This is a genomic window from Croceimicrobium hydrocarbonivorans (assembly GCF_014524565.1).
In the GTDB taxonomy this organism is placed as follows: Bacteria; Bacteroidota; Bacteroidia; order Flavobacteriales; family Schleiferiaceae; genus Croceimicrobium; species Croceimicrobium hydrocarbonivorans.
In genome coordinates, this window is sequence record NZ_CP060139.1 from 1,862,925 (window position 1) to 1,884,937 (window position 22,013).

The window sequence follows — 22,013 nt, forward strand, 5'->3', positions numbered from 1 at the left end:
GGCGTATTTTCGCTTCAAAATTACAAGAAATGCCAAGCTTAAATGACTTAAACTTTGATGGTGCCCGGGTTTTAGTGCGGGTAGATTTCAATGTTCCTTTAGATGACAATCAAAATATTACGGATGATAGTCGCATGCAGGCGCATATTCCCACCTTTAAAGCGATTGTAGAAAAGGGTGGCCGCCCGGTGGTAATGTCACATTTGGGTCGACCAAAGAATGGACCGGAAGCTAAGTTTTCTTTAGAGCATTTGGTGGCTCATTTACGCGAGCTGAGCGGTATGGATGTTCAGTTTATTAACGATTGTGTAGGAGCCGGCGTAGAGGAAGCAACGAATCAATTACCAGCAAATACCATTTTACTTCTCGAAAACCTGCGCTTCCATAAGGGCGAAACTCAGGGAGATGAGGACTTTGCCTTTGCTCTTTCAAAGAATGGTGACTTTTATATTAATGATGCATTCGGTACTGCACACCGTGCGCATGCCTCAACGGCCATCATTGCCAAACATTTTGCCAATCGCAAAGCATTTGGATTAGTATTACAACAGGAAATCGATAATGTAAATAAGGTTTTACATGGAGGTGAGAAACCAGTTACCGCAATTGTGGGTGGTGCGAAGGTTTCTTCTAAAATTTCTGTGCTCGAAAATTTACTTCCCAAGATTGATCATCTGATCATCGGTGGAGGAATGGCTTTTACCTTTTTAAAAGCTCAAGGCGGAAGCACTGGAAATAGCCTGGTGGAGGATGATTTTCTGGAAACTGCTCAAAAAATCATGGAAGCCGCTGAAAAACAAGGTGTTAAACTTCATTTACCCATTGATTCTGTAATTGCCGACGATTTTAGCAATGAAGCAAAACGCGAAATCGTGGCTTCTAAGAGCATTCCAGATGGTTGGATGGGATTAGATGCCGGTCCTGAGACGATCTCTTCGCTCGCGCCAATTATAGAGGCCAGTAAAACGCTACTTTGGAACGGGCCTCTCGGAGTTTTCGAATTTGAGAACTTTTCGGAGGGTACTAAGAAAGCTGGTGAGCTAATTGTGGCCGCAACCGAAAAGGGTGCTTTTAGTTTAGTAGGGGGAGGAGACTCCGTAGCTGCGATCAAAAAATTCAATATGGCCGAACAGGTAAGTTATGTAAGTACCGGCGGCGGAGCAATGCTCGAATTTTTAGAAGGAAAAACTTTACCAGGAATCGCTGCTATTCTCGATTAATTAGTCAGCGTCCTTAATCAGATATTGTTTGTCAACGAGATCGTCGAAGCCAACTGCTTTGGCGATCTCTTCACTATAACCCAAAAAGCGCTGGTAAACCTGACTTTGCTTTAAGGTGCTTTTTTGGAAGATGGTATTATTCTGCTGTATTTTATTGAGGGAGAAAACGGCCAATGTTACAATCATTGCCCATTTAACGGCTCCAAAAACAGCACCCATCAAACGGTTAATTCCATTTAAAGCAATAAGCTTCATGGTTCGGGTCATAAGGCTGGCCAAGGAATTAACTAATAAGATAGTACCGAAAAATACCACCACGTAGCTGATAATCTTCAATTCGAAATCCACGGATTCGAAATAGATCGTGAAGTATTTAAAAACATTATCCGCTAATAGGTAAGCCGCCACAATTCCGATAAAAATACCGAGTATTGCCGCGAGTTCGCGAATAAATCCTTTCATGAAACCCTTAATTATCCCGAAAACTATGGGGGCTAAAAGGACAATGTCTAGAGCAGAATATTCCAAATTTTAAGTGGGCTTGAAGGCGCCAAGATAAATACAAATGCTTAGAAAATGCTAGAGCAAGAAAACAGAAATAAGTGGAATAGGATAATAAGCTTTGTAAAAGAGCGCTTTGGTGATGGAGAAGAACCTGATATTGATGTAGTTCTGTTTTTGATTGGAGTGCGCGAATTAGGCCTTCCGCCTAAGCGAAAGAACTTTAAAAAAGATCAAAAATTAGAACTCATGCATATTGCCATATGTCGCTTATTAAGCCCCTATGGTTATTATGAGCTTATCGGACAAGATCAGGAAGGCTGGCCTCATTATGAGCTGCAGAAAAAACTTCCACATTTAAAGGCTGGAGAACAAAGTATCTTGATGAAAGAAGCGGTGATTCGCTATTTTGATGAAGAAATCTGGGAAGATTAACGATCGAAAGAACAACCGATCAAAAGCGTATCGTAAGGCTCGATATAAACAGTTTTTATCACACGCTCATTAGGGAGTAAGCGGATTTCAGTACAACCAATCCAAGTATATTCAGGGCGGGTTCCACGAGAAGCACGAACGCTTAATGTCGCTGCTTTGTCATATTCAAAATCTACCTCGCCCTCAGTATTACTATAGCCTTCAATAAATACAGCATTGCCAGAAATAGGTGCTGCAACTTCTACAAATACGTTTTGAACCCGAGTAGAATCATCATGGGTTTTAACCACAATGGTGAAAGGATATTCGGGGTTTAACTCCTTATTCTCACAAGAAAAAAGTAGGAATGTGCCCAAAATGCTCAGGCCAAGAATTGCTTTTTTCATAATCATTGATCGTCTCTGCATCCGCTATCTGGATCTCCGGAAATAGTCATATCAAGATAAACTGTTTTCACTCCGCGCTCCAATTCTGCGAAAGTACAGCTTTTATAAGGGCGCTTAGTGGCAACGATTTCAACCACAGCTTTATTTTTCAGACTAATGGATACCTTCCCTTCCTCGTCGCTGTACAAGTAATAGTCGACCGTGGTATTGTCTACCGGGGCATAGATATGAACCAAAGCATTTTGAGCGGCAATAGTACCATCTTCAACCGTCACGTAGAGGTCGAGGGCAAAATCACGATCGTCCTTGGAGCATCCTCCGAGAACGAAAAAAGCAAGGCTCAGAACAAGTAAGGAACGGTAAAACTTGGACATGACTGTGCTAAATAATTATCATCTTTGTGCTCCCAAATATAATAATTAACGCAGGCGATTGGCTTATTAGCATCAGAGAATGAAAGAACGCATTGATTTGTTGCTCCGTGAGGTGGAAGATTTCGGCAGTAAAACGGCCGCTGAGATAGAGGCATTTCGAATTGAAATGCTCGGAAAGAAAGGGAAAATCACCGCTTTGTTTAATGATTTTCGGGAAATGTCCGGCGATCTAAAACGTGAGTTCGGTAAACCTTTAAATGAGTTAAAGAATAGGGCCGCAGCTAAGGTTAACGAGCTGAAATCAGCTGCAGAAGAGCAGATTGACCTCGGATCTGGTGAAGATTTAAGTCGTCCTGCGAACTTCCAATCTTTGGGTTCTCGTCACCCAGTGAACCTGGTTAAAAACGAAATCGTATCTATTTTCCGACGGATCGGATTTAATGTTTCCGCAGGACCGGAAATCGAAGACGATTGGCATAATTTCACCGCCTTAAATTTTCCAGAAGAGCATCCTGCCCGCGATATGCAAGACACCTTTTTCGTGGCGCGTGATCCAGATTGGGCTTTAAGAACCCACACCTCTAGCGTTCAAGTTCGGGTAATGGAAAACTCCAAGCCTCCCATTCGTACATTATCACCCGGAAGGGTATTTCGTAATGAAGCAATATCCGCCCGTTCGCATTGTTTTTTCCATCAGGTAGAAGGCCTGTATATTGATGAGGGCGTGAGCTTTGCCGATTTAAAGCAAACCTTACTCTTCTTCGCACAGGAGTTCTTCGGGCCGGAAACTAAAATTCGTTTGCGTCCATCTTATTTTCCGTTTACCGAGCCTAGTGCCGAAATGGATGTGTACTGGGGACTGGAGAATGAGCGCGATTACCGCATGACCAAAGGCACCGGCTGGCTCGAAGTTTTAGGTTGTGGAATGGTAGATCCTAATGTATTGAAAAACAACGGTATTGATCCTGAGAAATACTCGGGTTTTGCCTTCGGAATTGGCGTGGAGCGTATCGCATTGCACCGTTTCCAAATTCCCGATATCCGTATGTTGTTTGAAAATGATTTAAAATTCCTGGAACAATTTAAAGCTGCATATTAGTAGTAGTTCTCAAGAATAAACAGCATAAAAAAGCCGTCTTGGAATCTCCGAGACGGCTTTTCTTATTTTATAAAAGTTGGGCTTCTAGCTTTCGCTGATGCTGGAAATCTTCAACATATTGGTCATGCCTTCTTCGTGAATAGGCATACTGGCAATTTTAACGATCAGGTCGCCATCGCTCACCAAATTTGAGTCGATTACCATTTGTTTGATATCGGCAAAGGTCTCATCCGTACTTACCATTTTATCATAATAGAAACCGCGAACCCCCCATAATAAACTCATGGTATTGAGAATATTACGGTTAGAGGTAAACATCAAAATGCTGGTCTTAGGGCGGTGGGCCGAAATCTTAAAGGCCGTATAACCACTAAAGGTCATGGTAAGAATGGCTGCCGCTCCAATTTGATCGGCCACCTTACTGGCATTATAGCAAATGGAATCGGTGATAAAACGCTTGTTGCGATAGCGAGGCGGGTTTTCTTCACGCACACTTACTTGGCCACTCTCTTCTACATGGGCAATAATTTTGCTCATTGCTTTAATAACCTCCACTGGGTTTTTACCTACCGAGGTTTCGCCACTGAGCATTACTGCATCTGCGCCATCTAAAACAGAATTGGCCACGTCGTTCACCTCTGCTCGGGTAGGAGTAAGGTTTTCGATCATGCTTTCCATCATTTGGGTAGCAATTACCACTGGCTTGGCCATCAAATGACACTTGTTTACGATCATTTTTTGGATCAATGGAACGCCTTGCATAGGAACTTCTACACCAAGGTCGCCACGAGCCACCATAATACCATCAGAGGCCTCTATAATCTCATCAATCTCTACAACGGCCTCAGGCTTCTCAATCTTGGAGATAATGTGACAGGGGGCGTTATTTTTCTGCAGGATATCGCGCAGCTGATAAACGTCATTAGGATTTCGCACGAAAGAAAGGGCCACCCATTCTGCACGGCATTCCATGGCTACTTCCAGATCTGCTAGGTCCTTTTCAGTTAAACAGGGTAAGGAAATGCGGGTATTAGGAAGGTTCACGCCTTTGCGCGATTTTAAAGGACCACCTTGAATTACCTTGGCCTCTACTTCATCCTTGGAGTTGGTTTTGGTGGCTTCCAGTAATATTTTACCATCGTCAATCAGAATGCGATCCCCGATTTTAACATCGGTTGCAAACTGCTGATAGGTCATAAAAACTTGTTCTGCAGAACCTTCTACTTCTTTATTGGTAAAGGTTAAGGTATCCCCAACTTTTAAAACGGCACCTTCCTTTACGGTACCAATGCGCAGTTTTGGACCTTGAAGATCCGCTAAAACCGCAATATTGGTGTTCAATTCTGCATTGAGCTTGCGTACTTTATCTACAATTTCACGGGCGGCATCATGAGAGCTGTGCGAGAAATTAATGCGGAAAACATTAACGCCGGCTTTCACCATTTCTACCATTACCTCATAGTCGCTGGAAGCGGGTCCGAGAGTAGCTACGATTTTTGCTTTGTTATAGGCCATGTGTGTATTTTATTGTTTTGTTGATTCGCGCCATTTCCTTTTCACTTAAGGCTTTCGCCTGATGGATTTTGGAGCAGGAGCGAAGACGTTTTTCCCAACTAAGTGTAAAATTTACATTTTCTTTATTTCCATCAAACCAAAGAAAAAAATTGAAACCTTCCTTATTTGGTAGCCAGTTTTTTTCAGCTTCGGGGCTTTCTTCAAAAAGGCCAATAGCTGCAGGGCTTTCGCCATCACTGCGATAGGAGCGATTTTCGACCATTTTTAAGTCCCATTCTTGATTTTCATCGTAAAAACCAAAGAGCCGAAAATAGAAACGCATACCCTTATGATCGCTATAAAGGTCTTCATTTAATCGTTTCAGCCGCAGCTCAGGAAGCTCAAGGTTAAGATGGTAACAAAGATTTAATGCGCCCTCCCGACTTAAAATGCCAAAGCCGGTATGACTACCCGAATGAAATTCGTCGAGATCAAGTTTGAACTTCGCCATTCGGCAAATTTAAATGCAGAAAGGCGGATTTTGCTGCTTCCTCTTCCGCTTTCTTTTTGGTGGGGCCCTGTCCTTTTGCCACTTCTCTTTGTCCTAAAAGGCAGGCTACATGATAGATGGGATCATGACTTTTGCCCTCGGTTCGCACCAATTTAAATTGCACGGACTTCTTTTCCTTTTGGCCCCATTCAAGTAAGGAGCTTTTATAGGAAGTCAAGCGCACGGCTAATTTCTCCAGGTCTAATTGCTGTAGTACTCTTTTCTCTAAAAAGCGCTGACAGGCGGCATAACCATGGTCAATATAAAGGGCACCAATTAAGGCTTCAAAAGCATCGCCATTCAGCGATTTAGCGCGGGTTCCACGGGTGGGCGTATAGCGTAGAAGAGATTCCAGATTCATATTGGCACCTAGTTCATTAAGGTGCTTACGACTCACAATTTTACTGCGCAGACTGGTTAATTCTCCTTCCTCCTTAAGGGGGTAAATCCGGTAGAGGTAGTCCGTTATTATCGCTCCCAAAATAGCATCACCTAAAAACTCCAGACGCTCATTATTCATTTTGAGGCCCTTAGAGTTTTCTTTAGCCGCAGAACTATGGGTAAAGGCGAGTTCGTACAGATCGCTTTTTTGCGGTTTAAAGCCGGTTAAGTTTTCGATCTGAAACAAAAAATTCCCGCCTTGTTTAGGGCGGGAATTCCATTTTTTTAAAAAAGATAACATCAAGCGGTAGCGAGATTAGCTTAGTTTACGGAACATAACGGAGGCGTTATGACCGCCAAACCCGAAAGTGTTGCTAATTGCCACGCGTACTTCACGTTTTTGAGCTTTGTCGAAAGTCAAGTTCAATTTGGGATCAATCTCTGGATCATCGGTAAAGTGGTTGATGGTAGGAGGAATGATATCGTTTTGAATCGCTAAAATCGCGGCGATCGCTTCTACGGCTCCAGCCGCACCTAATAGGTGACCGGTCATGGATTTTGTAGAACTGATGTTTAAACGATAGGCATCTTCACCAAAAACCTCTTTAATTGCCTTTAATTCAGCAACATCTCCCAAAGGGGTGGAAGTTCCGTGTACATTGATATAATCAACGTCGGCAGGCTTCACACCAGACTCGTTTAGCACTTGTTGCATTACACCTTTAGCGCCCAGTCCTTCAGGATGTGGAGCTGTAATGTGGTGTGCGTCGGCGCTAATACCGGAACCAATCAGTTCGGCATAAATTTTAGCACCACGGGCTTTTGCGTGCTCATAGTCTTCCAGAATGATACATCCGGCACCCTCTCCCAATACAAATCCATCACGATCCTTATCAAAAGGACGGCTGGCTGTTTCTGGAGAATCATTACGGGTACTTAAGGCGTGCATGGCATTAAAGCCACCCATTCCGGCTTCGTTAACGGCGGCTTCACTACCACCTGCAAGACATACATCAACTTTACCCAAACGGATAAAGTTAAAGGCGTCGATCAGGGAGTTGGTAGAAGAGGCACAAGCCGAAACTGTCGAATAATTTGGTCCGCGGAACCCGTACTTAATGCTGATATGACCGGGGGCCAGGTCCGCGATCATTTTAGGAATAAAGAACGGACTAAAGCGTGGCGTTCCGTCACCTTTGGCAAAATTTAAACACTCTTCCAGGAAGGTGTCTAAGCCGCCAATTCCAGAACCCCAAATCACCCCAACGCGGTCCGGATCCAGGTCTAAACCTTCCAAACCGCCATCTTTTACGGCTTGATCGGCAGTAACCAGTGCATACTGGGTAAAGCGATCCATCCGTCGAGCTTCCTTGCGATCAATGAAGTCATTCACATTGAAATCCTTCAGCTCGCAAGCAAATTGGGTTTTGAACTTTTCAGGGTCAAAACGGGTGATTCGGGCCGCACCGCTTTTACCCGCCAGCAAATTTTGCCAGTAGGTTTCCACGTCGTTACCGATAGGAGTTAATGCTCCTAATCCTGTTACTACAACCCTTCTCAGTTCCATAAGAGGGAATTATTTTTTAGCCTCTTCGATATAGGCAACCGCCTGACCAACGGTGGTAATGTTTTCTGCTTGGTCGTCTGGAATTTGAATGTCAAATTCTTTTTCGAATTCCATAATCAGCTCTACAGTGTCCAGAGAGTCTGCACCCAGATCATTGGTAAAGCTAGCTTCGTTGGTTACTTCGTTTTCGTCTACTCCTAGCTTATCTACGATGATAGCTTTTACTTTAGAAGCGATTTCTGACATGATAATTTGTTTAAAATTATAAGCTGCAAAGAAAGGAAATAAATCAAAATGCCACGGCTTATTTGTCTTTGGTTTGTTTGCTTTTGTATTTTCGTCGGGTAGACATTTGCCATGAAGAAAATTGTTGTCCTTGCCTCTGGCTCAGGGACTAACGCAGAAAACATAGTGCGTTATTTCGAAGAAAGCGATCTGGCTAAGGTTGTTGCAATAATTACCAACAACCCAAAAGCTGGGGTTTTAGACAAGGCCCGGAAATTGGGAGTGCAGGCTACTGTGCTCACTAACAGTCAGATAGAAGACGGTACCCTGCAAGGGAAATTAGAGAACCTGCGTTGCGATTTAGTCGTTCTTGCTGGATTTCTCCGAAAAATTCCTGCCGAATTAATTCAAGCTTTCGAAAAAAGAATCATCAATATTCACCCTGCTTTATTGCCAGATTATGGCGGTCCGGGTATGTACGGAAAGTACGTTCATCAGGCCGTAGTGGAGAATGAAGATGAGATTTCCGGGATCACCATTCACTATGTGGATGAAAATTATGACGAAGGAGAGATCATTTTTCAGGAAGAAGTGGAGATTGATTTTGAAGACAGTTGGGAAGACGTAGAGTACAAAGTGCGAGAGCTGGAATACCGCCATTACCCTTCTGTAATCGAATACCTGCTGCCTAATATTTAATGCAGATTCACCTTTACACAGACGGCGCGGCCAAGGGAAACCCTGGACCGGGCGGATACGGTATTGTCCTTGAAGCAGGGCCCCATCGCAAAGAATTGTCGGGCGGATTTCGTCGTACCACCAATAATCGCATGGAGCTCCTAGCGGTAATTGTAGGCTTGGAAGCCCTAAAAAATCCGGGTCAGCAAGTACGGGTGGTCTCCGATTCTAAATATGTGGTGGATGCCATTAATAAAGGCTGGCTGCGATCCTGGATTCAAAAAGGCTTTAAAGGCAAGAAAAATATTGACCTCTGGAAGCGCTTAATTCCGATGTTGCAGAAACATCAAGTGCAATTTCAATGGGTAAAGGGCCATAATGATCATCCGCAAAATGAACGCTGCGATCGTTTAGCTGTGGCGGCGAGCGAAGGTCAGGGCTTGCCGATTGACCATGGCTTTGAGAATTTGGAAGGGCTTTAGAAGGAAATATATTCCTGCGGATCTACGGCATAACCATTATACCACAGCTCGAAATGCAGATGTGGACCAGAACTTAATTCGCCCGAATTACCAATAATGGCAATGGGCTCACCGGAAGAAACATCCTGCCCTTGAGCTTTTAATAAGGCTGAATTATGCTTGTACACCGAGATGAACTTCTCGGCGTGCTGGATAATCATTACATATCCGGTTTCTGCGGTCCATTCGGCAAAAATTACCCGACCATCCTGGGTTGCTTTAATCACCTCATTCTCTTTGGCTACAATGTCAATTCCCAGGTGCTCCTCTTCGGGGTTAAAGGCTTGAGTTACTAATCCTTTGATCGGGATAAAGAAATTGAGGCTTTCTAAATTGAGACGTCGCCGACCTTCAACCGGAATATTAAACTGCTCTTCTTCCTCCACCATTTTGCGCAGCAGCGAATCATCTTTACTGATGGCAAGATTAATGCGGCTTTGGTTAAGACTATCTACCACTTGATCATCACTCAAATCCAGAGGCTCCTGTCCATTTATTACCCCTTGAATATTTTGCAAAAAGAGGGAATTGTAATTCAGTTGATTTTCGAGACTATCCGTAACCTGGGCCAACCGTATCGCATCGCGCTTAAGCGCAGTACTGGAATAACCAGGGATATATTCTCGTAAAGGAGTAAAGGCAATTAATAATGTAGTACCGGCAATTAGGAGGATTACCGATAAGCCTGAAACCACAAATACATTGAGCCGGCTGAGTTTAAAACTTAGCTTTTCCTCAAAAGTATCATCGTTCAGGATCACCAGGCGATACTTATTTCGCAGCTTAGTGATGAGCTTTTTGGATTCTTTTTTCTCTGAAGCCATGTTTTGCAAATATCAGAAAATCCAAAGGCAAAGCGCTTTTTAGGCCTTGCGATTCTTAGGAAAGGAAAGATTAAAAGACTTAAAAGCGCAGGAATAGGGAACTTAGTATTGAGATTACAATATTTTTGCGCAATAATTGTTATTTCACACCGAACCGACATCACGCGCGTCACTTGAAATTATTACGCTATTCGACATTCATAATAGCCGCTCTGCTTATCCTGGGCGCCTGCTCTCGCACTAAAGATATTTTTACCGCGCGGACCTACCACCGTATGGTCAGCAAGTACAATATCCTTTTTAATGGCGAACAAGCCTTATTAAAAGCTCGTACTCAGCTGAAAAAACAGCATGTTGACGATTACGATGACTTTTTATCCATTTACCGAGAAGGCACGGAAGAAACTATTAGTGGGGTTAAACCCGATCTGGAGAAATCTCTGGAAAAGGGCAGTAAAACCATCCAGAACCACTCGATGCTTATCGATGGCAAGCAAAAGAACAACTATATAGATGATGCCTACCTATTAATGGGTAAGGCGCATTATTTTAAGCAAGACTATGCGGCGGCTCTGGAGACCTTCAACTATGTGATCCAAAAGTTTCGGGACGCGGAGATTAGAGCGGAAGCGGAACTTTGGGCGGCGAAAACTGAAACGGGAATGGAAAATTTTATTCCAGCTAAGGCGCGTTTCGAAAAACTATACAGCAATACCAGCTTGGCCAGACATCTTAATGCAGATGTTTTTGCCTCCTTCGCTCATCTCGAATTTGTTCAGGGACATTATGAGGAAGCCTATCAGCTTTTAATTCAAGCGGCGGAAAAAACAGAGGATAAGGAATTGGAAGTTCGCTGGCTTTATATCTGTGGTCAGCTTTTGGCAAAACAAGGTCAGGATTATGAGGCCAGCCAAATGTTTGATCGGGTAATTCGCAAGGGACCGCCTTATGATTTGCTCTTTAATGCGCAATTAAATCAAGCCCGCAATTACGATATCGAATTAATGGATCCCAGCAAGGCCTACGATGACCTGGAAAAAATGCTGCGCGATGAAAAGAACTACGATAACCGCGATCAGATTTATTATGTGATGGCCGAAGTAGCCCAAAAGCTGGGTGAAGAGCTGGATCGTGATGATTACTTAAATAAATCGATCCGGGTAAGTACCCAAAATGACAAGCAAAAGGGCCTGAGTTACCTGTGGTTGGCGGAGATTCGATTTGACGATAAAGAGTACGAAAAGAGCCAGGCTTATTACGATAGCTGCTATCAGTTTTTACCTAAAAACCACCCTAAGTATGCTCAGGTGGCGATGTTTAAAAAGAGCCTGGGTCGATTGGTAGCGAATCTGCAAACTATTGCCCTGCAAGATAGTTTGCAAGCCTTAGCGTCCTTGAGTGATGCGGATCAATTGAAAGCGATTAATGAGATAATTGACCGAGTAAAAGAAGCTGACGAAGAAGCCTTGCGCGCTAAGGAGCGTGAAATGGATCAATTGGCTTTTAATTCAGGTACCAATAATGGCAGTGGAATTGGCGGATTAGCCGGGGTTGGAAATGCCAACCAAAGCTTTTATTTCTATAATCCTTCTATTCGCTCATCCGGAGTATCCAGCTTTGTAGCCAAATGGGGCAATCGAAAATTGGAGGATAATTGGCGTCGGAAGGATAAGTCGGTGATATTGGAAGATCCCACCAATACTGAGGCGGGAGCCAATGGCGAGGGGGCTACGGGCGAAAAAGAACTGGATCCTAGGTATGATCCTCAAACTTATTTGGCACAAATCCCCAATGATTCTGCGGCGATGGATACCAGCCATAGTTTAATTCAAATGGCTCTCTTGGATAATGCCATCCTATATAAAGAGGATATTAAAGATTTATTGGCTGCCTCCGAAAGTGTACTCGAGCTTTTACAACGCTATCCAGACTATCAAGATCGCGCTCGGGCCTGGTATTTACTGTATCGTATTTACCTTTTAAAGGAGGATGAGGCCAATAGCACGAAATATAAGAACCTCATTTTAAGTACTTATCCTAAATCCGAATACGCCTACCTGATCCTTAATGAAGGAAAAGATGTGAAGGATGTAGATGAGTCGGAAGCCAAACGAGCTTATGCTGCAGCTTATCAGGATTATGAATCCAAGCGTTATCGCCAAGCTTTAAGCGCGGCCAAGACTGGCTTCGAGGCCTATGAAGACAGTCGTTATGGTGCCCGCTTCCTCTTATTAACAGCCTATTGCGAGGCCGGCCTGCGTAAAATGGAGGAGCTTCGTACCAGCTTGGAAGAGGTACTAAAGCGTTTCCCACGAACCCCAGAATCTGCGGAAGCTCAAAAAATATTGAACGCCATGGGTCAGGATGCCAAGGCGGAGGGCGATGAAAAATCCGCTAAAAAGACTGCCACCTATCGCAGTGACTTTAGTTCGCAGCATCGATATGTTTTATTAGTACCGAATGGAAAAGTAAGTGCCAATCAGGTACAGATTAACCTTTCGGACTTTAACAGTAAGTACTTCCCCAATAATCGCCTCTTGGTAAAGAGTATTTTAATGGGTACTGAATGGCAAGTCGTAATGGTAAGTGGCTTGGCCAATCAAAAACAAGCGCAGGAGTACTATCGCACTTTGAACAGTGAAAAAGCGCTGGAGAAATTGTTGATCTCTGTGGATTTTAAACAATTTGTAATTTCGAACGCTAACTTTACAGATTTCTATAAAAATCAGGACATTAAAGGATACCAAGCCTTTTTTGACGAGAACTATAAATAGGATAAGGGGATATGATTAAAAAAACGAAGGAAGTAAACGTCGCACCAAGCAGTAGCAACCGAATCCTACAAGGTACTTCTATTGAAGGAAATGTGCACTCTGAGGGCGACTTTCGGGTGGATGGTGAGATTGAAGGAAACATTAGTATTTCTGGCAAACTGGTTATCGGAGAAAAAGGCCGAGTGAAGGGAGAGGTGAAGTGCGGATCTGCACGTATTTCCGGTCGCTTGGAAGGTACTATGGTGGTAGAAGACCTGCTTAATTTGGAAGCATCTGCCCGTGTAGAAGGCGATATCTTTACTATTAAATTGGCGATTGAACCCGGCGCAGAATTCAGTGGATCCTGTAAAATGGGAGCTGTGGTGCGCGATATCCATAAAAATGACTCCGCCCGAAAAGAAGAAAGACGATCTGAAAAGATCTCTTAAGTCCTATTCCAAGTATTCGGGACTGGGCTTGCAAATGGGTGCCTTGATATTTTTAGGGGCCTATGGTGGCAAGTGGCTGGATGCCCGATACGAATTCAACAAAGCCTGGTTTACTATGCTGGGCACTCTTATAGGTATGGGCTTGGGCCTTTATCTATTCTTAAAAGGAATTCAGTCCGATGATGATAAATGATCGCCTTTCGCAATATCCGCAGGCCGTTTTGCTCTTCATTTTAGCTCTGGCATTTGGTATACACTACGCCGTTTTAAACTATCTCCAGATACCCATCGGGGCCAGCCTTACCTGGCAAGCTTACCTTTTTAACCTCCTGGCCGCGCAAATTATACTAACGGTAATGCTGCGAATCGCCCAAAAGAAACAAGATTATTTGGGCTTTATATTCATGGCTGGCAGCCTTTTAAAGTTCCTGGTTTTCTTTTTGGCCTTTTACCCGGTGTATAAGGAAGACGGAGAAATCACTAGCCTCGAGTTCAGCTCATTTTTTGTTCCCTATCTTATCTGTTTGGCCTTCAAATCATTCGTTTTATTACGCAGCTTAAATAAGGCCTGAAAATCTGCGAAAAAAAGAAGCTTTAAAAATTGGCAACTTGGAAAGCAAATATGTTTACTTTTGCGCTGATTTTTAAACGACCTCTGAACGCCGAGTTATGCAGATCAAAAGATTCGGATTCTTAGCCTTCCTCTTAGCCTTCTCATTTTCTTGGGCGGCTAATGCGAGCAATCAACATGGTGATGAACATGGACACCATGAGGAACAGGATGAGAAATCTATCAAAGAGCAGATTGCTGAAGTTAAAGAGCACCACCTCAAAGACAGTCACAGCTTTCACCTTTGGGGCGATCATGCCAGCGGAACCTCTGTAGAGTTTCCTTTACCCATAATCCTTTGGGATGAAGGCGAACTGCATTTCTTCATGTCTTCGGCCTTCCATCACAGTGAAAATCAAACCGTAGAAAGCAAAGGTTCTTACTTCCGTTTATACCATAGTAAGATTTACAAAACCGATGCTGAAGGTACTATTCATTACGATGAGGAGCATCATGCGACCAACGCAAAACCCATCGACTTTTCCATTACCAAAACCGTATTCAGTACCATTCTGGTAGGCATTTTATTGCTTTGGTTATTCGGAGCGGTGGCTAAAAAATACCGCAAAGACCCTGTACCACGTGGTATTGCAAAATTTATGGAGCCTTTGGTAATCCTCGTTCGCGATGATATTGCCAAGCCCAATATCGGGGAGAAGGACTACAAGCGCTTTATGCCTTACCTCCTTACCGTATTCTTCTTTATTTGGATGGCCAATATGATCGGTCAAACTCCATTGGGAATTAATATTACCGGTAACATTGCTGTTACTATGGGCCTGGCCTTAATTACTTTCTTCTTGACTCAATTCTCTGGTAGAAAGGATTATTGGGCGCATATCTTTTGGATGCCAGGCGTGCCTTATTTGATGCGTGTAATCTTAATGCCAATTGAGATTTTGGGATTATTTGTAAAGCCCTTCTCTCTGATGATTCGTTTGTATGCGAACATCCTGGCGGGACACGTAGTGATCATGAGTATCATTAGCTTGATCTTTATTTTCGGAAATTGGTTCGCAACGGGAGCCTTTTTCGGATTAACCTTCTTCTTATCGATTATCGAATTACTGGTGGCCTTTTTACAGGCTTATATTTTCACCATGCTTTCTGCCCTTTACTTCGGTTCTGCGGTTGAGGTACATGATGAACACCACTAAGATTTTTATTAATGCTAAATCACAAAGACCATGGAAAGTGCAATTCCTGAAATTGTAGGTGCAGGTTTGATCGTAATCGGTGCCGGATTAGGTATCGGTCGTATTGGTGGCTCCGCTATGGAAGCTATCGCTCGTCAACCTGAAGCTTCTGGTAAGATCCAAACTGCAATGATTATTGCTGCGGCTCTTATCGAGGGTATTGGTTTCGCTGCTCTGTTTGCAGCCTAAGAAACTTAAAGACCAAAGGTGAGCAGCGGTTGGCTGTCGCCTTTGGTTCCCTGATTTTTGAACGAACCGAATAAAAGATTATAAAGTGGCATTATTAGAAGATTTTTCAGTTGGCCTGTTTTTTTGGCAACTTATTTTGTTCATTCTCCTGCTGTTTGTTTTACGCAAATTTGCCTGGAAACCCATCTTAGGTGCAGTAGAAGAGCGTGAAAAAAGCATTGAAGATTCTTTGGCTTCCGCCGAAAAGGCCCGTGCCGAAATGGAGCTTCTTCAGTCTAACAATGAGCGTATCCTAGCCGAAGCCCGCGCAGAGCGTGATACTATTTTGAAAGAAGCGCGTGAGATCAAAGACAAGATGATCAACGATGCTAAGTCTGAAGCTGGCGCCCAAGCCGAAAAGATTATTGCGAACGCCAAGGAGCAAATTCAAAACGAAAAAATGGCGGCCGTTACCGATCTTAAAAACCAGGTGGCAGAAATGTCTATCGAAATCGCAGAGATGGTTTTACGTCGCGAACTCGATGACAAAGCCAAGCAAGGTGATTTGGTAAAAGACCAGTTAGACAATTTTAAATTAAACTAACATGGTAGTAACCAAGTTAGGTCGCGTATACGCCAAAGCCCTCATCGATCTGGCCAAAGAACAGGACCAGGTAGAAGCCATCCGCGAAGACATGCGTTTGGTTTCTGCTACTTTGAATGAGTCCCGCGAATTGACTAGCGTGATGAGTAGCCCCATCGTAAAAGGCGACAAAAAACAAGCAATTCTCCAAGAAATCTTCAAGGAGAAAATCAGCGATTTAAGCGCTCGTTTCCTGAACATTGTGGTAGATCACGGTCGTGAAGGTTCCCTGCGTGTAATCGCTCAGGCTTTTGAAAATATGTACCTTCAGCACAAAGGCATTGAAAAGGTAAGTGTAACCACTGCCTATGCCCTTAGTGATGATGAGGTTAAAGCGGTTACCGAAAAAGCATCAGCTTATACTGGTAAGCAAGTAGAATTAGCCCAGAACGTGGATGAGAAAATCATCGGCGGTATGGTATTACGCGTTGGCGATAAACGCTACAACGGTAGTTTGGCGCATCAGTTGGAAACCCTGCGTCGCCAGTTTAAAGACAATCACTACATCAAAGATTTTTAAGGATCAATAAGCTCAAGCAACATGGCTGAAGTAAAATCCGCTGAAGTATCAGCAATTCTGAGAAACCAACTTTCTGGTTTCAAAAGTGAAGCAGACCTCGAAGAAGTAGGAACCATCCTCCAGGTAGGTGACGGTATTGCCCGTGCCTATGGACTGAGCAATGCTCAGGCTGGTGAATTGGTAGAGTTCGATTCCGGATTACGCGGTATCGTACTGAACCTCGAGGAAGACAATGTGGGTATCGTATTGCTTGGTGCCGACGAAAATATTAAAGAAGGGTCTACCGTAAAACGTACCGGACAAATTGCCTCTATCAATGTAGGTGAAGGAATGTTGGGTCGTGTGGTGGATACCTTAGGTAACCCAATCGACGGTAAAGGACCAATCGAAGGTGAAACTTTCGAAATGCCTTTAGAGCGTAAAGCTCCGGGTGTAATCTACCGTCAACCAGTAAACGAACCTATGCAAACTGGTATCAAAGCGATCGACGCGATGATTCCTGTAGGTCGTGGTCAGCGTGAGTTGATTATTGGTGACCGTCAGACTGGTAAATCTACCGTTGCTCTGGATACCATCATTAACCAGCGCGAATTTTACGATGCTGGCGAGCCTGTATTCTGTATCTATGTAGCGATTGGTCAAAAAGGTTCTACCGTAGCCGGTATTGCTAAAACCCTAGAAGAAAAAGGCGCTTTGGATTACACTGTAATCGTTGCGGCTAACGCTTCTGATCCTGCTCCAATGCAGTTCTATGCTCCATTTGCTGGTGCTGCGATTGGTGAGTACTTCCGCGATACAGGTCGTCCTGCTCTGATCGTATATGATGACCTTTCTAAACAAGCGGTAGCTTACCGTGAGGTATCTCTGCTTTTACGTCGTCCTCCAGGTCGTGAGGCCTATCCTGGTGACGTATTCTACCTTCACTCACGTTTATTAGAGCGTGCAGCTAAGGTGATCGCTGATGATAATGTAGCGAAGAACATGAACGACCTTCCTGTGTCTTTAAAAGACAAGGTAAAAGGTGGTGGTTCTTTAACTGCATTGCCAATTATTGAAACTCAGGCGGGTGACGTATCTGCCTATATTCCGACCAACGTAATTTCGATTACCGACGGACAGATCTTCTTGGAATCTGATCTCTTTAACTCGGGTGTACGTCCTGCGATTAACGTAGGTATCTCCGTATCTCGTGTAGGGGGTAACGCTCAGATTAAATCCATGAAAAAGATCTCTGGTACCCTTAAGCTTGATCAGGCTCAGTACCGCGAATTAGAGGCTTTCGCCAAATTCGGATCTGACCTTGATGCTGCTACCATGGCGGTAATTAATAAAGGTAAGCGTAACGTGGAAATCTTGAAGCAAGGTGTAAACAGCCCGCTTCCAGTAGAGAAACAAGCTGCGATTATTTACGTTGGAACCAAAGCTTTATTGAACAATGTACCGGTGGAGAAAATCCGCGAGTTCGAAGTAGAGTTCTTGGATTTCATGGACAATAAGCATCGCGATGTTCTGGATCAATTGAAAGCCGGTAAACTTACCGACGAGATCACCGGAACTATCGAGAAAGTTGCTAAAGAACTGGCAGCTAAATATTAATAGCATTCTCTTTTCCGAGGCCTTCCATCAGGAGGGCTTCGGTAAAAGCTTTAAGCCTTAAAATATGGCCAACTTAAAAGAACTACGTAGTCGGATCACCTCGGTAGGTAGCACCATGCAGATTACCTCTGCCATGAAGATGGTATCTGCTGCTAAGCTCAAGCGAGCTCAGGATGCGATTACCCAACTCCGTCCTTACGCGCAAAAGCTAGAAGAAATTCTGGTGAACGTAAGTGCGACTTTGGACTCTTCAGAAGGGCAGTACAGCCGCCAAACTGACGACGTTAAAAAGGTTTTATTGGTTGCCATTTCTTCGAACCGTGGTCTTTGTGGCGCTTTTAATGCCAACGTGGTAAAACGCGTAATGGCTTATCAAGCCGAAAGCAATGCCCAGGTAGACACCTTCTTTATGGGTAAGAAGGCCGGAGAAATTCTGGTAAAACGTGGTTCCTCTGCTCCCATTGGTGAGCGTAACTCTATCTATGAAGATTTGAGCTACGACAATGCCAGTGAAGTAGCAGAAATGCTAATGCAGAAATTCCTTGATGGCGAATATGACCGCATCGAATTAGTGTATAACCGCTTTGTTAATGCTGCTACTCAGCGTGTACAATGTGAGCAGTTCTTACCTATTCGCGAGGTTAAAAGCGAGGGTACTGCTGCTGGTGAGTACATCTATGAGCCCGGCAAAGAAGAGATTTTGGAAGATTTGATTCCTAAGTCTTTAAAAACACAGCTTTTCAAAGCTTTATTGGATAGCAATGCCTCTGAACACGGAGCGCGTATGACCGCTATGCATAAAGCAACAGACAACGCTCAGGAACTGAAACGTAACCTGAGTCTGGAATACAACAAAGCTCGTCAGGCGGCTATTACCAACGAAATTCTCGAGATCGTAGGTGGTGCCAATGCCCTGGCCGACGGCTAGAAATTCTTGTTATTGTTTAAAAGACCCCGGCTTTTACAGTCGGGGTTTTTTTATGCCTTAACTTTTGCCTTGGGAACTTTTAATGGGAAAATGTACATTTAAGAACCTCAACCTTTTTTATTACTGTATTGATGCGAAACTTCCTTTGGCTTTTTCTATTCAGCGTAGCAAGTCTGCAAGCGCAAAACTCGAAAGCCTGGCCATCCCTGACAGCAATTGAAATAGGCCTAAGTACTTTGGAAGTATTTTTTACAGATTATCGAAGTCAATACAAGAATGGATATTCCTGCTATCTGGAACTCGAAATACGAAACCGGGGTAAACTTCAAACAATTGTGGGCTTTCAGTATCATCGCTGGTTTATGGAGGATCAATATGAGCCAATCAATCATGCCCGTAATTATGACTTTTATTTAGCACTCGCTAAGGAATTTCAATTTCAAAAGCATCGGTTTCAATTACTTATGCCGTTGGGCCTAAGTGTTTTAGTTTCAGATAATGATTTTGAAGAATACCGTGGACACGCTCATGTGCCTTCGAAGTTCGGTCCATTTTTGGGCTTAAGGGCAAAGTATAGTTATGCTATCAACCAGCATATTTCTTCAGGGCTTTATGTGGGAGCTTTTACGACCGGCGCAATAACAATAGGAATTAGCACGACATATAGCCTATGAAGTTTTTGATTTTTAAAATTTTCGTACTCCTTATCAGCCTAAATGTTACAGGCCAAAGTTCTTTATCATTAAATATCGGGGCTGGCATATTAAGCGAATCTTATAGTCCGCATTATAAATCCTTTGCAGAGTACCTAAATGATAAGGCCCTGCCTCGCCAACAATTGCTGGCCGGCCTTCAGTTTAATTGGCAAATAAAAGATCACTCCAGTTTATGGCTTGCAGGAGCCTACGTATTCCGAGATATTCAGTATCAAGATTTGCAGATCAAGAGTCAGAATAATGATCCCGCAGAATATCAATCGGATGTGCTTCGCTATTTAGACTTTTCTTTGGCTTATGGCTATAGACTGCGTTGGAGTCGCAGCTTTAGCATTTACCCAAAATTAGGTCTCTTTAGCTTTCTGCCGGTAGTAAGTAAGCCAAACTTATTGTATTCTGGAGGCTGGACAGGCTCTCAAGTTCAGATCAACTACGATAAACACGGAGGTTTAGGTGCATTGGCGGAGCTTTACCTCGAATGGAACCCCTGGTCTAAAAGCAAGTGGGGATTGCACCTAGCCATTCCTTATCAATGGTATTGGTTCCTAAATACGGTCGAAAGACGCGATCCTTTTTACTCGCTTTCCTTGCAAATGGGACTGCATTATAATTTAGGTCGCGGGCGGCCTTATTGATTTTTTAGAATCAAGTTTTCCGGCCCGCATTTTGCTAACTTCCCCACGTGATCAACAGGAGCTGGATACCCTTTACCCTTAGAGGACGCATCTTTTTTTCGATGCTGCTTATCCTCGCCATTTCATTCCTCTTAACCGGAACCATTTCCTTCTATCACTTTAAACAAGAAAATGAGCAATACCACGAAGAACGCCTCAAACGTAAGGAGTTCGCAGTATTGGAATCCATTAACTTTTTCTTGCGCGATCAAGAGCTCATCAACAATACCGATAGCATTGTAAGCCTCTTTGATACCAAGGTTTGTGATCTTGCGCAGATCAATGGTTTGGATATCAATATCTATGGGCTTAACGGGAATTTGCTCATCGCCTCTACACCCCATCTCCACGAAAGTGGCATTATTCCGACCAAGATTGATCCCGACCTGATGGAGCGTCTTTACCAAACCGCCGATCAGGTATTACGTCGTTATAAAACCGATTCGGTAGACTTCCTCTCCACTTTCGATTTTATCCGGAATTACCAGGGCAAGCCAGTGGCGATTATTAACCTGCCCTATTTCGATGCGGAGGACCTCAGCAGAGAGGATTTAAGGAACTTTCTCTGGCGATTAACGGAAATATACTTCCTACTCTTTTTAGGGGCTAGTTTGATGGCCTATTTCCTTTCCAATTACATCACCGGTTCCTTGCAACTCATTGGTGAGCACATAAAAAACACCCGACTCAAAGGAGGAAATTATCAACTGGAATGGAAATACCAGGATGAGATTGGGACTCTGGTGGCGGAATACAACCGCATGCTTCAAGAGCTGGAGGCCTCCGCTGCTAAATTGGCTCAAACCGAAAGGGAAAGTGCCTGGCGTGAAATGGCCAAACAAGTGGCGCATGAAATTAAAAATCCGCTTACGCCTATGCGACTCAATGTGCAATACCTCGAAAAGAGCCTGCGCACTGATGACCCTGAGAAACTGCGTGAGTTTTCGGAAAGCATGATTGATCAGATCGACACTCTGAGCAATATCGCCGCTGCTTTCTCTCGCTTTGCCTCTATGCCCGAACTACGCTTAAAACTCTTCCCCGTAAGGGAATTGGTACGTAGGGTGGCTATGTTATATCCAGAGCATAATGTGCAGTTTAAGGCAGAAGATGAGGATCTGCAGATTTATGCTGATCCGGATCAGCTTATTCGAGTAATGAATAACCTCATCAACAATGCCTTGCAATCCGTGCCCGAGGGTAGAAAGGAGCAGGTGGTAGTTTCGCTTTCGCGGAAGGGAGAACAGGCCCTTATTGAAGTTTGCGACAATGGCAGTGGAATTCCGGAATCGCAGCATACCAAGATTTTTGAACCTCGCTTTACCACCAAATCCAGTGGAATGGGCTTAGGCCTGGCTTTGGTAAAACGAATTGTAGATGGCTTTTCCGGGCGCATCGAATTCGAAACCAAATTGGGTGAAGGAACTTGTTTTCGAGTATACCTGCCTCTATCCGCGCAAAGCGAGGACTAGGAAGTTTTTAAATCCGAGGGAATTCATTTCTTT

The 22,013-nt window shown here is 43.8% G+C and carries 27 protein-coding genes; 18 read left to right on the plus strand and 9 right to left on the minus strand.

From position 1 onward, the window contains the following. The first annotated feature begins 29 nt into the window (after positions 1-29). The gene (locus H4K34_RS08400; protein WP_210760376.1) at positions 30-1,220 is read left to right on the plus strand and encodes a phosphoglycerate kinase; all 1,191 of its coding nucleotides are present in this window, start codon (positions 30-32) and stop codon (positions 1,218-1,220) included. Here the strand turns inward: H4K34_RS08400 and H4K34_RS08405 are convergent, their stop codons facing one another. Then, positions 1,221-1,748 (minus strand): CvpA family protein, encoded by a 528-nt coding sequence (locus H4K34_RS08405; protein ID WP_210760377.1) that lies wholly within the window; start codon positions 1,746-1,748, stop codon positions 1,221-1,223. A gap of 48 nt (positions 1,749-1,796) precedes the next feature. On the opposite strand from H4K34_RS08405, the gene H4K34_RS08410 reads away from it, so the two are divergent. Next, positions 1,797-2,156 carry a hypothetical protein gene (locus H4K34_RS08410; RefSeq protein WP_210760378.1) on the plus strand — a complete coding sequence of 120 codons (360 nt, stop codon included), beginning with the start codon at positions 1,797-1,799 and terminating at the stop codon, positions 2,154-2,156. Here the strand turns inward: H4K34_RS08410 and H4K34_RS08415 are convergent. Both H4K34_RS08415 and H4K34_RS08420 read right to left on the minus strand, forming a co-directional pair. Next, on the minus strand, positions 2,153-2,542 hold the full coding sequence (locus H4K34_RS08415; RefSeq protein WP_210760379.1) for a hypothetical protein: 390 nt from the start codon (positions 2,540-2,542) through the stop codon (positions 2,153-2,155). The two genes, H4K34_RS08410 and H4K34_RS08415, sit on opposite strands and share 4 nt — an antisense overlap. Before the next feature lie 2 nt (positions 2,543-2,544). Continuing rightward, a complete protein-coding gene (locus H4K34_RS08420) occupies positions 2,545-2,916 on the minus strand; it encodes a hypothetical protein (RefSeq protein WP_210760380.1) in 372 nt (123 codons plus the stop codon). Positions 2,917-2,995: 79 nt separating this feature from the next. On the opposite strand from H4K34_RS08420, the gene pheS reads away from it, so the two are divergent. Beyond that, positions 2,996-4,015, plus strand: coding sequence for a phenylalanine--tRNA ligase subunit alpha (gene pheS / locus H4K34_RS08425; RefSeq protein ID WP_210760381.1), 1,020 nt, complete (start codon positions 2,996-2,998; stop codon positions 4,013-4,015). Between the two features lie 84 nt (positions 4,016-4,099). Here pheS and pyk read toward each other — a convergent pair whose 3' ends face one another. The 5 genes from pyk to H4K34_RS08450 all read right to left on the minus strand — a co-directional run bounded on the left by pyk (position 4,100) and on the right by H4K34_RS08450 (position 8,253). Then, positions 4,100-5,530: a pyruvate kinase gene (gene pyk / locus H4K34_RS08430; protein WP_210760382.1), complete on the minus strand. Its 1,431-nt coding sequence runs from the start codon at positions 5,528-5,530 to the stop codon at positions 4,100-4,102. Continuing rightward, positions 5,520-6,020 (minus strand): IPExxxVDY family protein, encoded by a 501-nt coding sequence (locus tag H4K34_RS08435; RefSeq protein WP_210760383.1) that lies wholly within the window; start codon positions 6,018-6,020, stop codon positions 5,520-5,522. Before H4K34_RS08435 ends, pyk begins: the two co-directional genes overlap by 11 nt. Beyond that, complete coding sequence (rnc, locus tag H4K34_RS08440) at positions 6,001-6,687, minus strand: ribonuclease III (protein ID WP_210760384.1); 687 nt, start codon at positions 6,685-6,687, stop codon at positions 6,001-6,003. The genes H4K34_RS08435 and rnc overlap by 20 nt, the downstream gene beginning before the upstream one ends. A 69-nt stretch (positions 6,688-6,756) precedes the next feature. Then, positions 6,757-8,007, minus strand: coding sequence for a beta-ketoacyl-ACP synthase II (fabF, locus tag H4K34_RS08445; RefSeq protein ID WP_210760385.1), 1,251 nt, complete (start codon positions 8,005-8,007; stop codon positions 6,757-6,759). 9 nt (positions 8,008-8,016) lie between these two features. Continuing rightward, on the minus strand, positions 8,017-8,253 hold the full coding sequence (locus H4K34_RS08450; protein ID WP_210760386.1) for an acyl carrier protein: 237 nt from the start codon (positions 8,251-8,253) through the stop codon (positions 8,017-8,019). A gap of 111 nt (positions 8,254-8,364) precedes the next feature. Between H4K34_RS08450 and purN the strand changes: the two genes are divergently transcribed. Both purN and rnhA read left to right on the plus strand, forming a co-directional pair. Beyond that, complete coding sequence (gene purN / locus H4K34_RS08455; RefSeq protein WP_210760387.1) at positions 8,365-8,931, plus strand: phosphoribosylglycinamide formyltransferase; 567 nt, start codon at positions 8,365-8,367, stop codon at positions 8,929-8,931. Further along, positions 8,931-9,392 (plus strand): ribonuclease HI, encoded by a 462-nt coding sequence (rnhA, locus tag H4K34_RS08460; protein ID WP_210760388.1) that lies wholly within the window; start codon positions 8,931-8,933, stop codon positions 9,390-9,392. Before purN ends, rnhA begins: the two co-directional genes overlap by 1 nt. Here the strand turns inward: rnhA and H4K34_RS08465 are convergent. Continuing rightward, on the minus strand, positions 9,389-10,255 hold the full coding sequence (locus H4K34_RS08465; protein ID WP_210760389.1) for a M23 family metallopeptidase: 867 nt from the start codon (positions 10,253-10,255) through the stop codon (positions 9,389-9,391). The two genes, rnhA and H4K34_RS08465, sit on opposite strands and share 4 nt — an antisense overlap. Before the next feature lie 173 nt (positions 10,256-10,428). Here H4K34_RS08465 and porW point away from each other — a divergent pair, with 173 nt between their 5' ends. The 13 genes from porW (at position 10,429) to H4K34_RS08530 (ending at position 21,980) form a co-directional block, all read left to right on the plus strand. Next, positions 10,429-13,029 (plus strand): type IX secretion system periplasmic lipoprotein PorW/SprE, encoded by a 2,601-nt coding sequence (gene porW, locus H4K34_RS08470; RefSeq protein ID WP_210760390.1) that lies wholly within the window; start codon positions 10,429-10,431, stop codon positions 13,027-13,029. Between the two features lie 11 nt (positions 13,030-13,040). Beyond that, positions 13,041-13,457, plus strand: coding sequence for a bactofilin family protein (locus tag H4K34_RS08475; RefSeq protein ID WP_210760391.1), 417 nt, complete (start codon positions 13,041-13,043; stop codon positions 13,455-13,457). Then, entirely contained in the window at positions 13,411-13,650 is a 240-nt protein-coding gene (locus H4K34_RS08480; RefSeq protein WP_210760392.1) for an AtpZ/AtpI family protein, read from the plus strand. Before H4K34_RS08475 ends, H4K34_RS08480 begins: the two co-directional genes overlap by 47 nt. Beyond that, complete coding sequence (locus H4K34_RS08485; protein ID WP_210760393.1) at positions 13,637-14,029, plus strand: DUF6168 family protein; 393 nt, start codon at positions 13,637-13,639, stop codon at positions 14,027-14,029. The genes H4K34_RS08480 and H4K34_RS08485 overlap by 14 nt, the downstream gene beginning before the upstream one ends. A 97-nt stretch (positions 14,030-14,126) precedes the next feature. Then, on the plus strand, positions 14,127-15,224 hold the full coding sequence (gene atpB, locus H4K34_RS08490) for a F0F1 ATP synthase subunit A (RefSeq protein WP_210760394.1): 1,098 nt from the start codon (positions 14,127-14,129) through the stop codon (positions 15,222-15,224). 30 nt (positions 15,225-15,254) lie between these two features. Continuing rightward, positions 15,255-15,452, plus strand: coding sequence for an ATP synthase F0 subunit C (gene atpE / locus H4K34_RS08495; RefSeq protein ID WP_210760395.1), 198 nt, complete (start codon positions 15,255-15,257; stop codon positions 15,450-15,452). A gap of 85 nt (positions 15,453-15,537) precedes the next feature. After that, positions 15,538-16,035, plus strand: a complete 498-nt coding sequence (locus H4K34_RS08500; RefSeq protein WP_210760396.1) for a F0F1 ATP synthase subunit B — start codon at positions 15,538-15,540, stop codon at positions 16,033-16,035. 1 nt (position 16,036) lies between these two features. Further along, a complete protein-coding gene (gene atpH / locus H4K34_RS08505; RefSeq protein ID WP_210760397.1) occupies positions 16,037-16,594 on the plus strand; it encodes an ATP synthase F1 subunit delta in 558 nt (185 codons plus the stop codon). A gap of 21 nt (positions 16,595-16,615) precedes the next feature. Continuing rightward, positions 16,616-18,190, plus strand: a complete 1,575-nt coding sequence (gene atpA / locus H4K34_RS08510) for a F0F1 ATP synthase subunit alpha (protein ID WP_210760398.1) — start codon at positions 16,616-16,618, stop codon at positions 18,188-18,190. A gap of 64 nt (positions 18,191-18,254) precedes the next feature. After that, positions 18,255-19,118, plus strand: a complete 864-nt coding sequence (atpG, locus tag H4K34_RS08515; protein ID WP_210760399.1) for an ATP synthase F1 subunit gamma — start codon at positions 18,255-18,257, stop codon at positions 19,116-19,118. A gap of 236 nt (positions 19,119-19,354) precedes the next feature. Continuing rightward, positions 19,355-19,792, plus strand: a complete 438-nt coding sequence (locus H4K34_RS08520) for a hypothetical protein (RefSeq protein ID WP_210760400.1) — start codon at positions 19,355-19,357, stop codon at positions 19,790-19,792. Beyond that, positions 19,789-20,469 carry a hypothetical protein gene (locus H4K34_RS08525; RefSeq protein WP_210760401.1) on the plus strand — a complete coding sequence of 227 codons (681 nt, stop codon included), beginning with the start codon at positions 19,789-19,791 and terminating at the stop codon, positions 20,467-20,469. Before H4K34_RS08520 ends, H4K34_RS08525 begins: the two co-directional genes overlap by 4 nt. Positions 20,470-20,570: 101 nt before the next feature. Beyond that, entirely contained in the window at positions 20,571-21,980 is a 1,410-nt protein-coding gene (locus H4K34_RS08530; RefSeq protein WP_210760402.1) for a sensor histidine kinase, read from the plus strand. Positions 21,981-22,013: the final 33 nt, after the last annotated feature.

What these genes read in the sequence shown, in the direction of transcription:
- H4K34_RS08400 (WP_210760376.1), top strand. Translation starts at nt 30, where the DNA reads ATGCCAAGCTTAAATGACTTAAACTTTGATGGTGCCCGGGTTTTAGTG.
- H4K34_RS08410 (WP_210760378.1), top strand. Translation starts at nt 1,797, where the DNA reads ATGCTAGAGCAAGAAAACAGAAATAAGTGGAATAGGATAATAAGCTTT.
- H4K34_RS08415 (WP_210760379.1), bottom strand. Translation starts at nt 2,542, where the DNA reads ATGAAAAAAGCAATTCTTGGCCTGAGCATTTTGGGCACATTCCTACTT.
- H4K34_RS08420 (WP_210760380.1), bottom strand. Translation starts at nt 2,916, where the DNA reads ATGTCCAAGTTTTACCGTTCCTTACTTGTTCTGAGCCTTGCTTTTTTC.
- pheS (WP_210760381.1), top strand. Translation starts at nt 2,996, where the DNA reads ATGAAAGAACGCATTGATTTGTTGCTCCGTGAGGTGGAAGATTTCGGC.
- pyk (WP_210760382.1), bottom strand. Translation starts at nt 5,530, where the DNA reads ATGGCCTATAACAAAGCAAAAATCGTAGCTACTCTCGGACCCGCTTCC.
- H4K34_RS08435 (WP_210760383.1), bottom strand. Translation starts at nt 6,020, where the DNA reads ATGGCGAAGTTCAAACTTGATCTCGACGAATTTCATTCGGGTAGTCAT.
- fabF (WP_210760385.1), bottom strand. Translation starts at nt 8,007, where the DNA reads ATGGAACTGAGAAGGGTTGTAGTAACAGGATTAGGAGCATTAACTCCT.
- H4K34_RS08450 (WP_210760386.1), bottom strand. Translation starts at nt 8,253, where the DNA reads ATGTCAGAAATCGCTTCTAAAGTAAAAGCTATCATCGTAGATAAGCTA.
- purN (WP_210760387.1), top strand. Translation starts at nt 8,365, where the DNA reads ATGAAGAAAATTGTTGTCCTTGCCTCTGGCTCAGGGACTAACGCAGAA.
- rnhA (WP_210760388.1), top strand. Translation starts at nt 8,931, where the DNA reads ATGCAGATTCACCTTTACACAGACGGCGCGGCCAAGGGAAACCCTGGA.
- H4K34_RS08465 (WP_210760389.1), bottom strand. Translation starts at nt 10,255, where the DNA reads ATGGCTTCAGAGAAAAAAGAATCCAAAAAGCTCATCACTAAGCTGCGA.
- H4K34_RS08475 (WP_210760391.1), top strand. Translation starts at nt 13,041, where the DNA reads ATGATTAAAAAAACGAAGGAAGTAAACGTCGCACCAAGCAGTAGCAAC.
- H4K34_RS08480 (WP_210760392.1), top strand. Translation starts at nt 13,411, where the DNA reads ATGACTCCGCCCGAAAAGAAGAAAGACGATCTGAAAAGATCTCTTAAG.
- H4K34_RS08485 (WP_210760393.1), top strand. Translation starts at nt 13,637, where the DNA reads ATGATGATAAATGATCGCCTTTCGCAATATCCGCAGGCCGTTTTGCTC.
- atpB (WP_210760394.1), top strand. Translation starts at nt 14,127, where the DNA reads ATGCAGATCAAAAGATTCGGATTCTTAGCCTTCCTCTTAGCCTTCTCA.
- atpE (WP_210760395.1), top strand. Translation starts at nt 15,255, where the DNA reads ATGGAAAGTGCAATTCCTGAAATTGTAGGTGCAGGTTTGATCGTAATC.
- atpH (WP_210760397.1), top strand. Translation starts at nt 16,037, where the DNA reads ATGGTAGTAACCAAGTTAGGTCGCGTATACGCCAAAGCCCTCATCGAT.
- atpA (WP_210760398.1), top strand. Translation starts at nt 16,616, where the DNA reads ATGGCTGAAGTAAAATCCGCTGAAGTATCAGCAATTCTGAGAAACCAA.
- atpG (WP_210760399.1), top strand. Translation starts at nt 18,255, where the DNA reads ATGGCCAACTTAAAAGAACTACGTAGTCGGATCACCTCGGTAGGTAGC.
- H4K34_RS08525 (WP_210760401.1), top strand. Translation starts at nt 19,789, where the DNA reads ATGAAGTTTTTGATTTTTAAAATTTTCGTACTCCTTATCAGCCTAAAT.
- H4K34_RS08530 (WP_210760402.1), top strand. Translation starts at nt 20,571, where the DNA reads ATGCTGCTTATCCTCGCCATTTCATTCCTCTTAACCGGAACCATTTCC.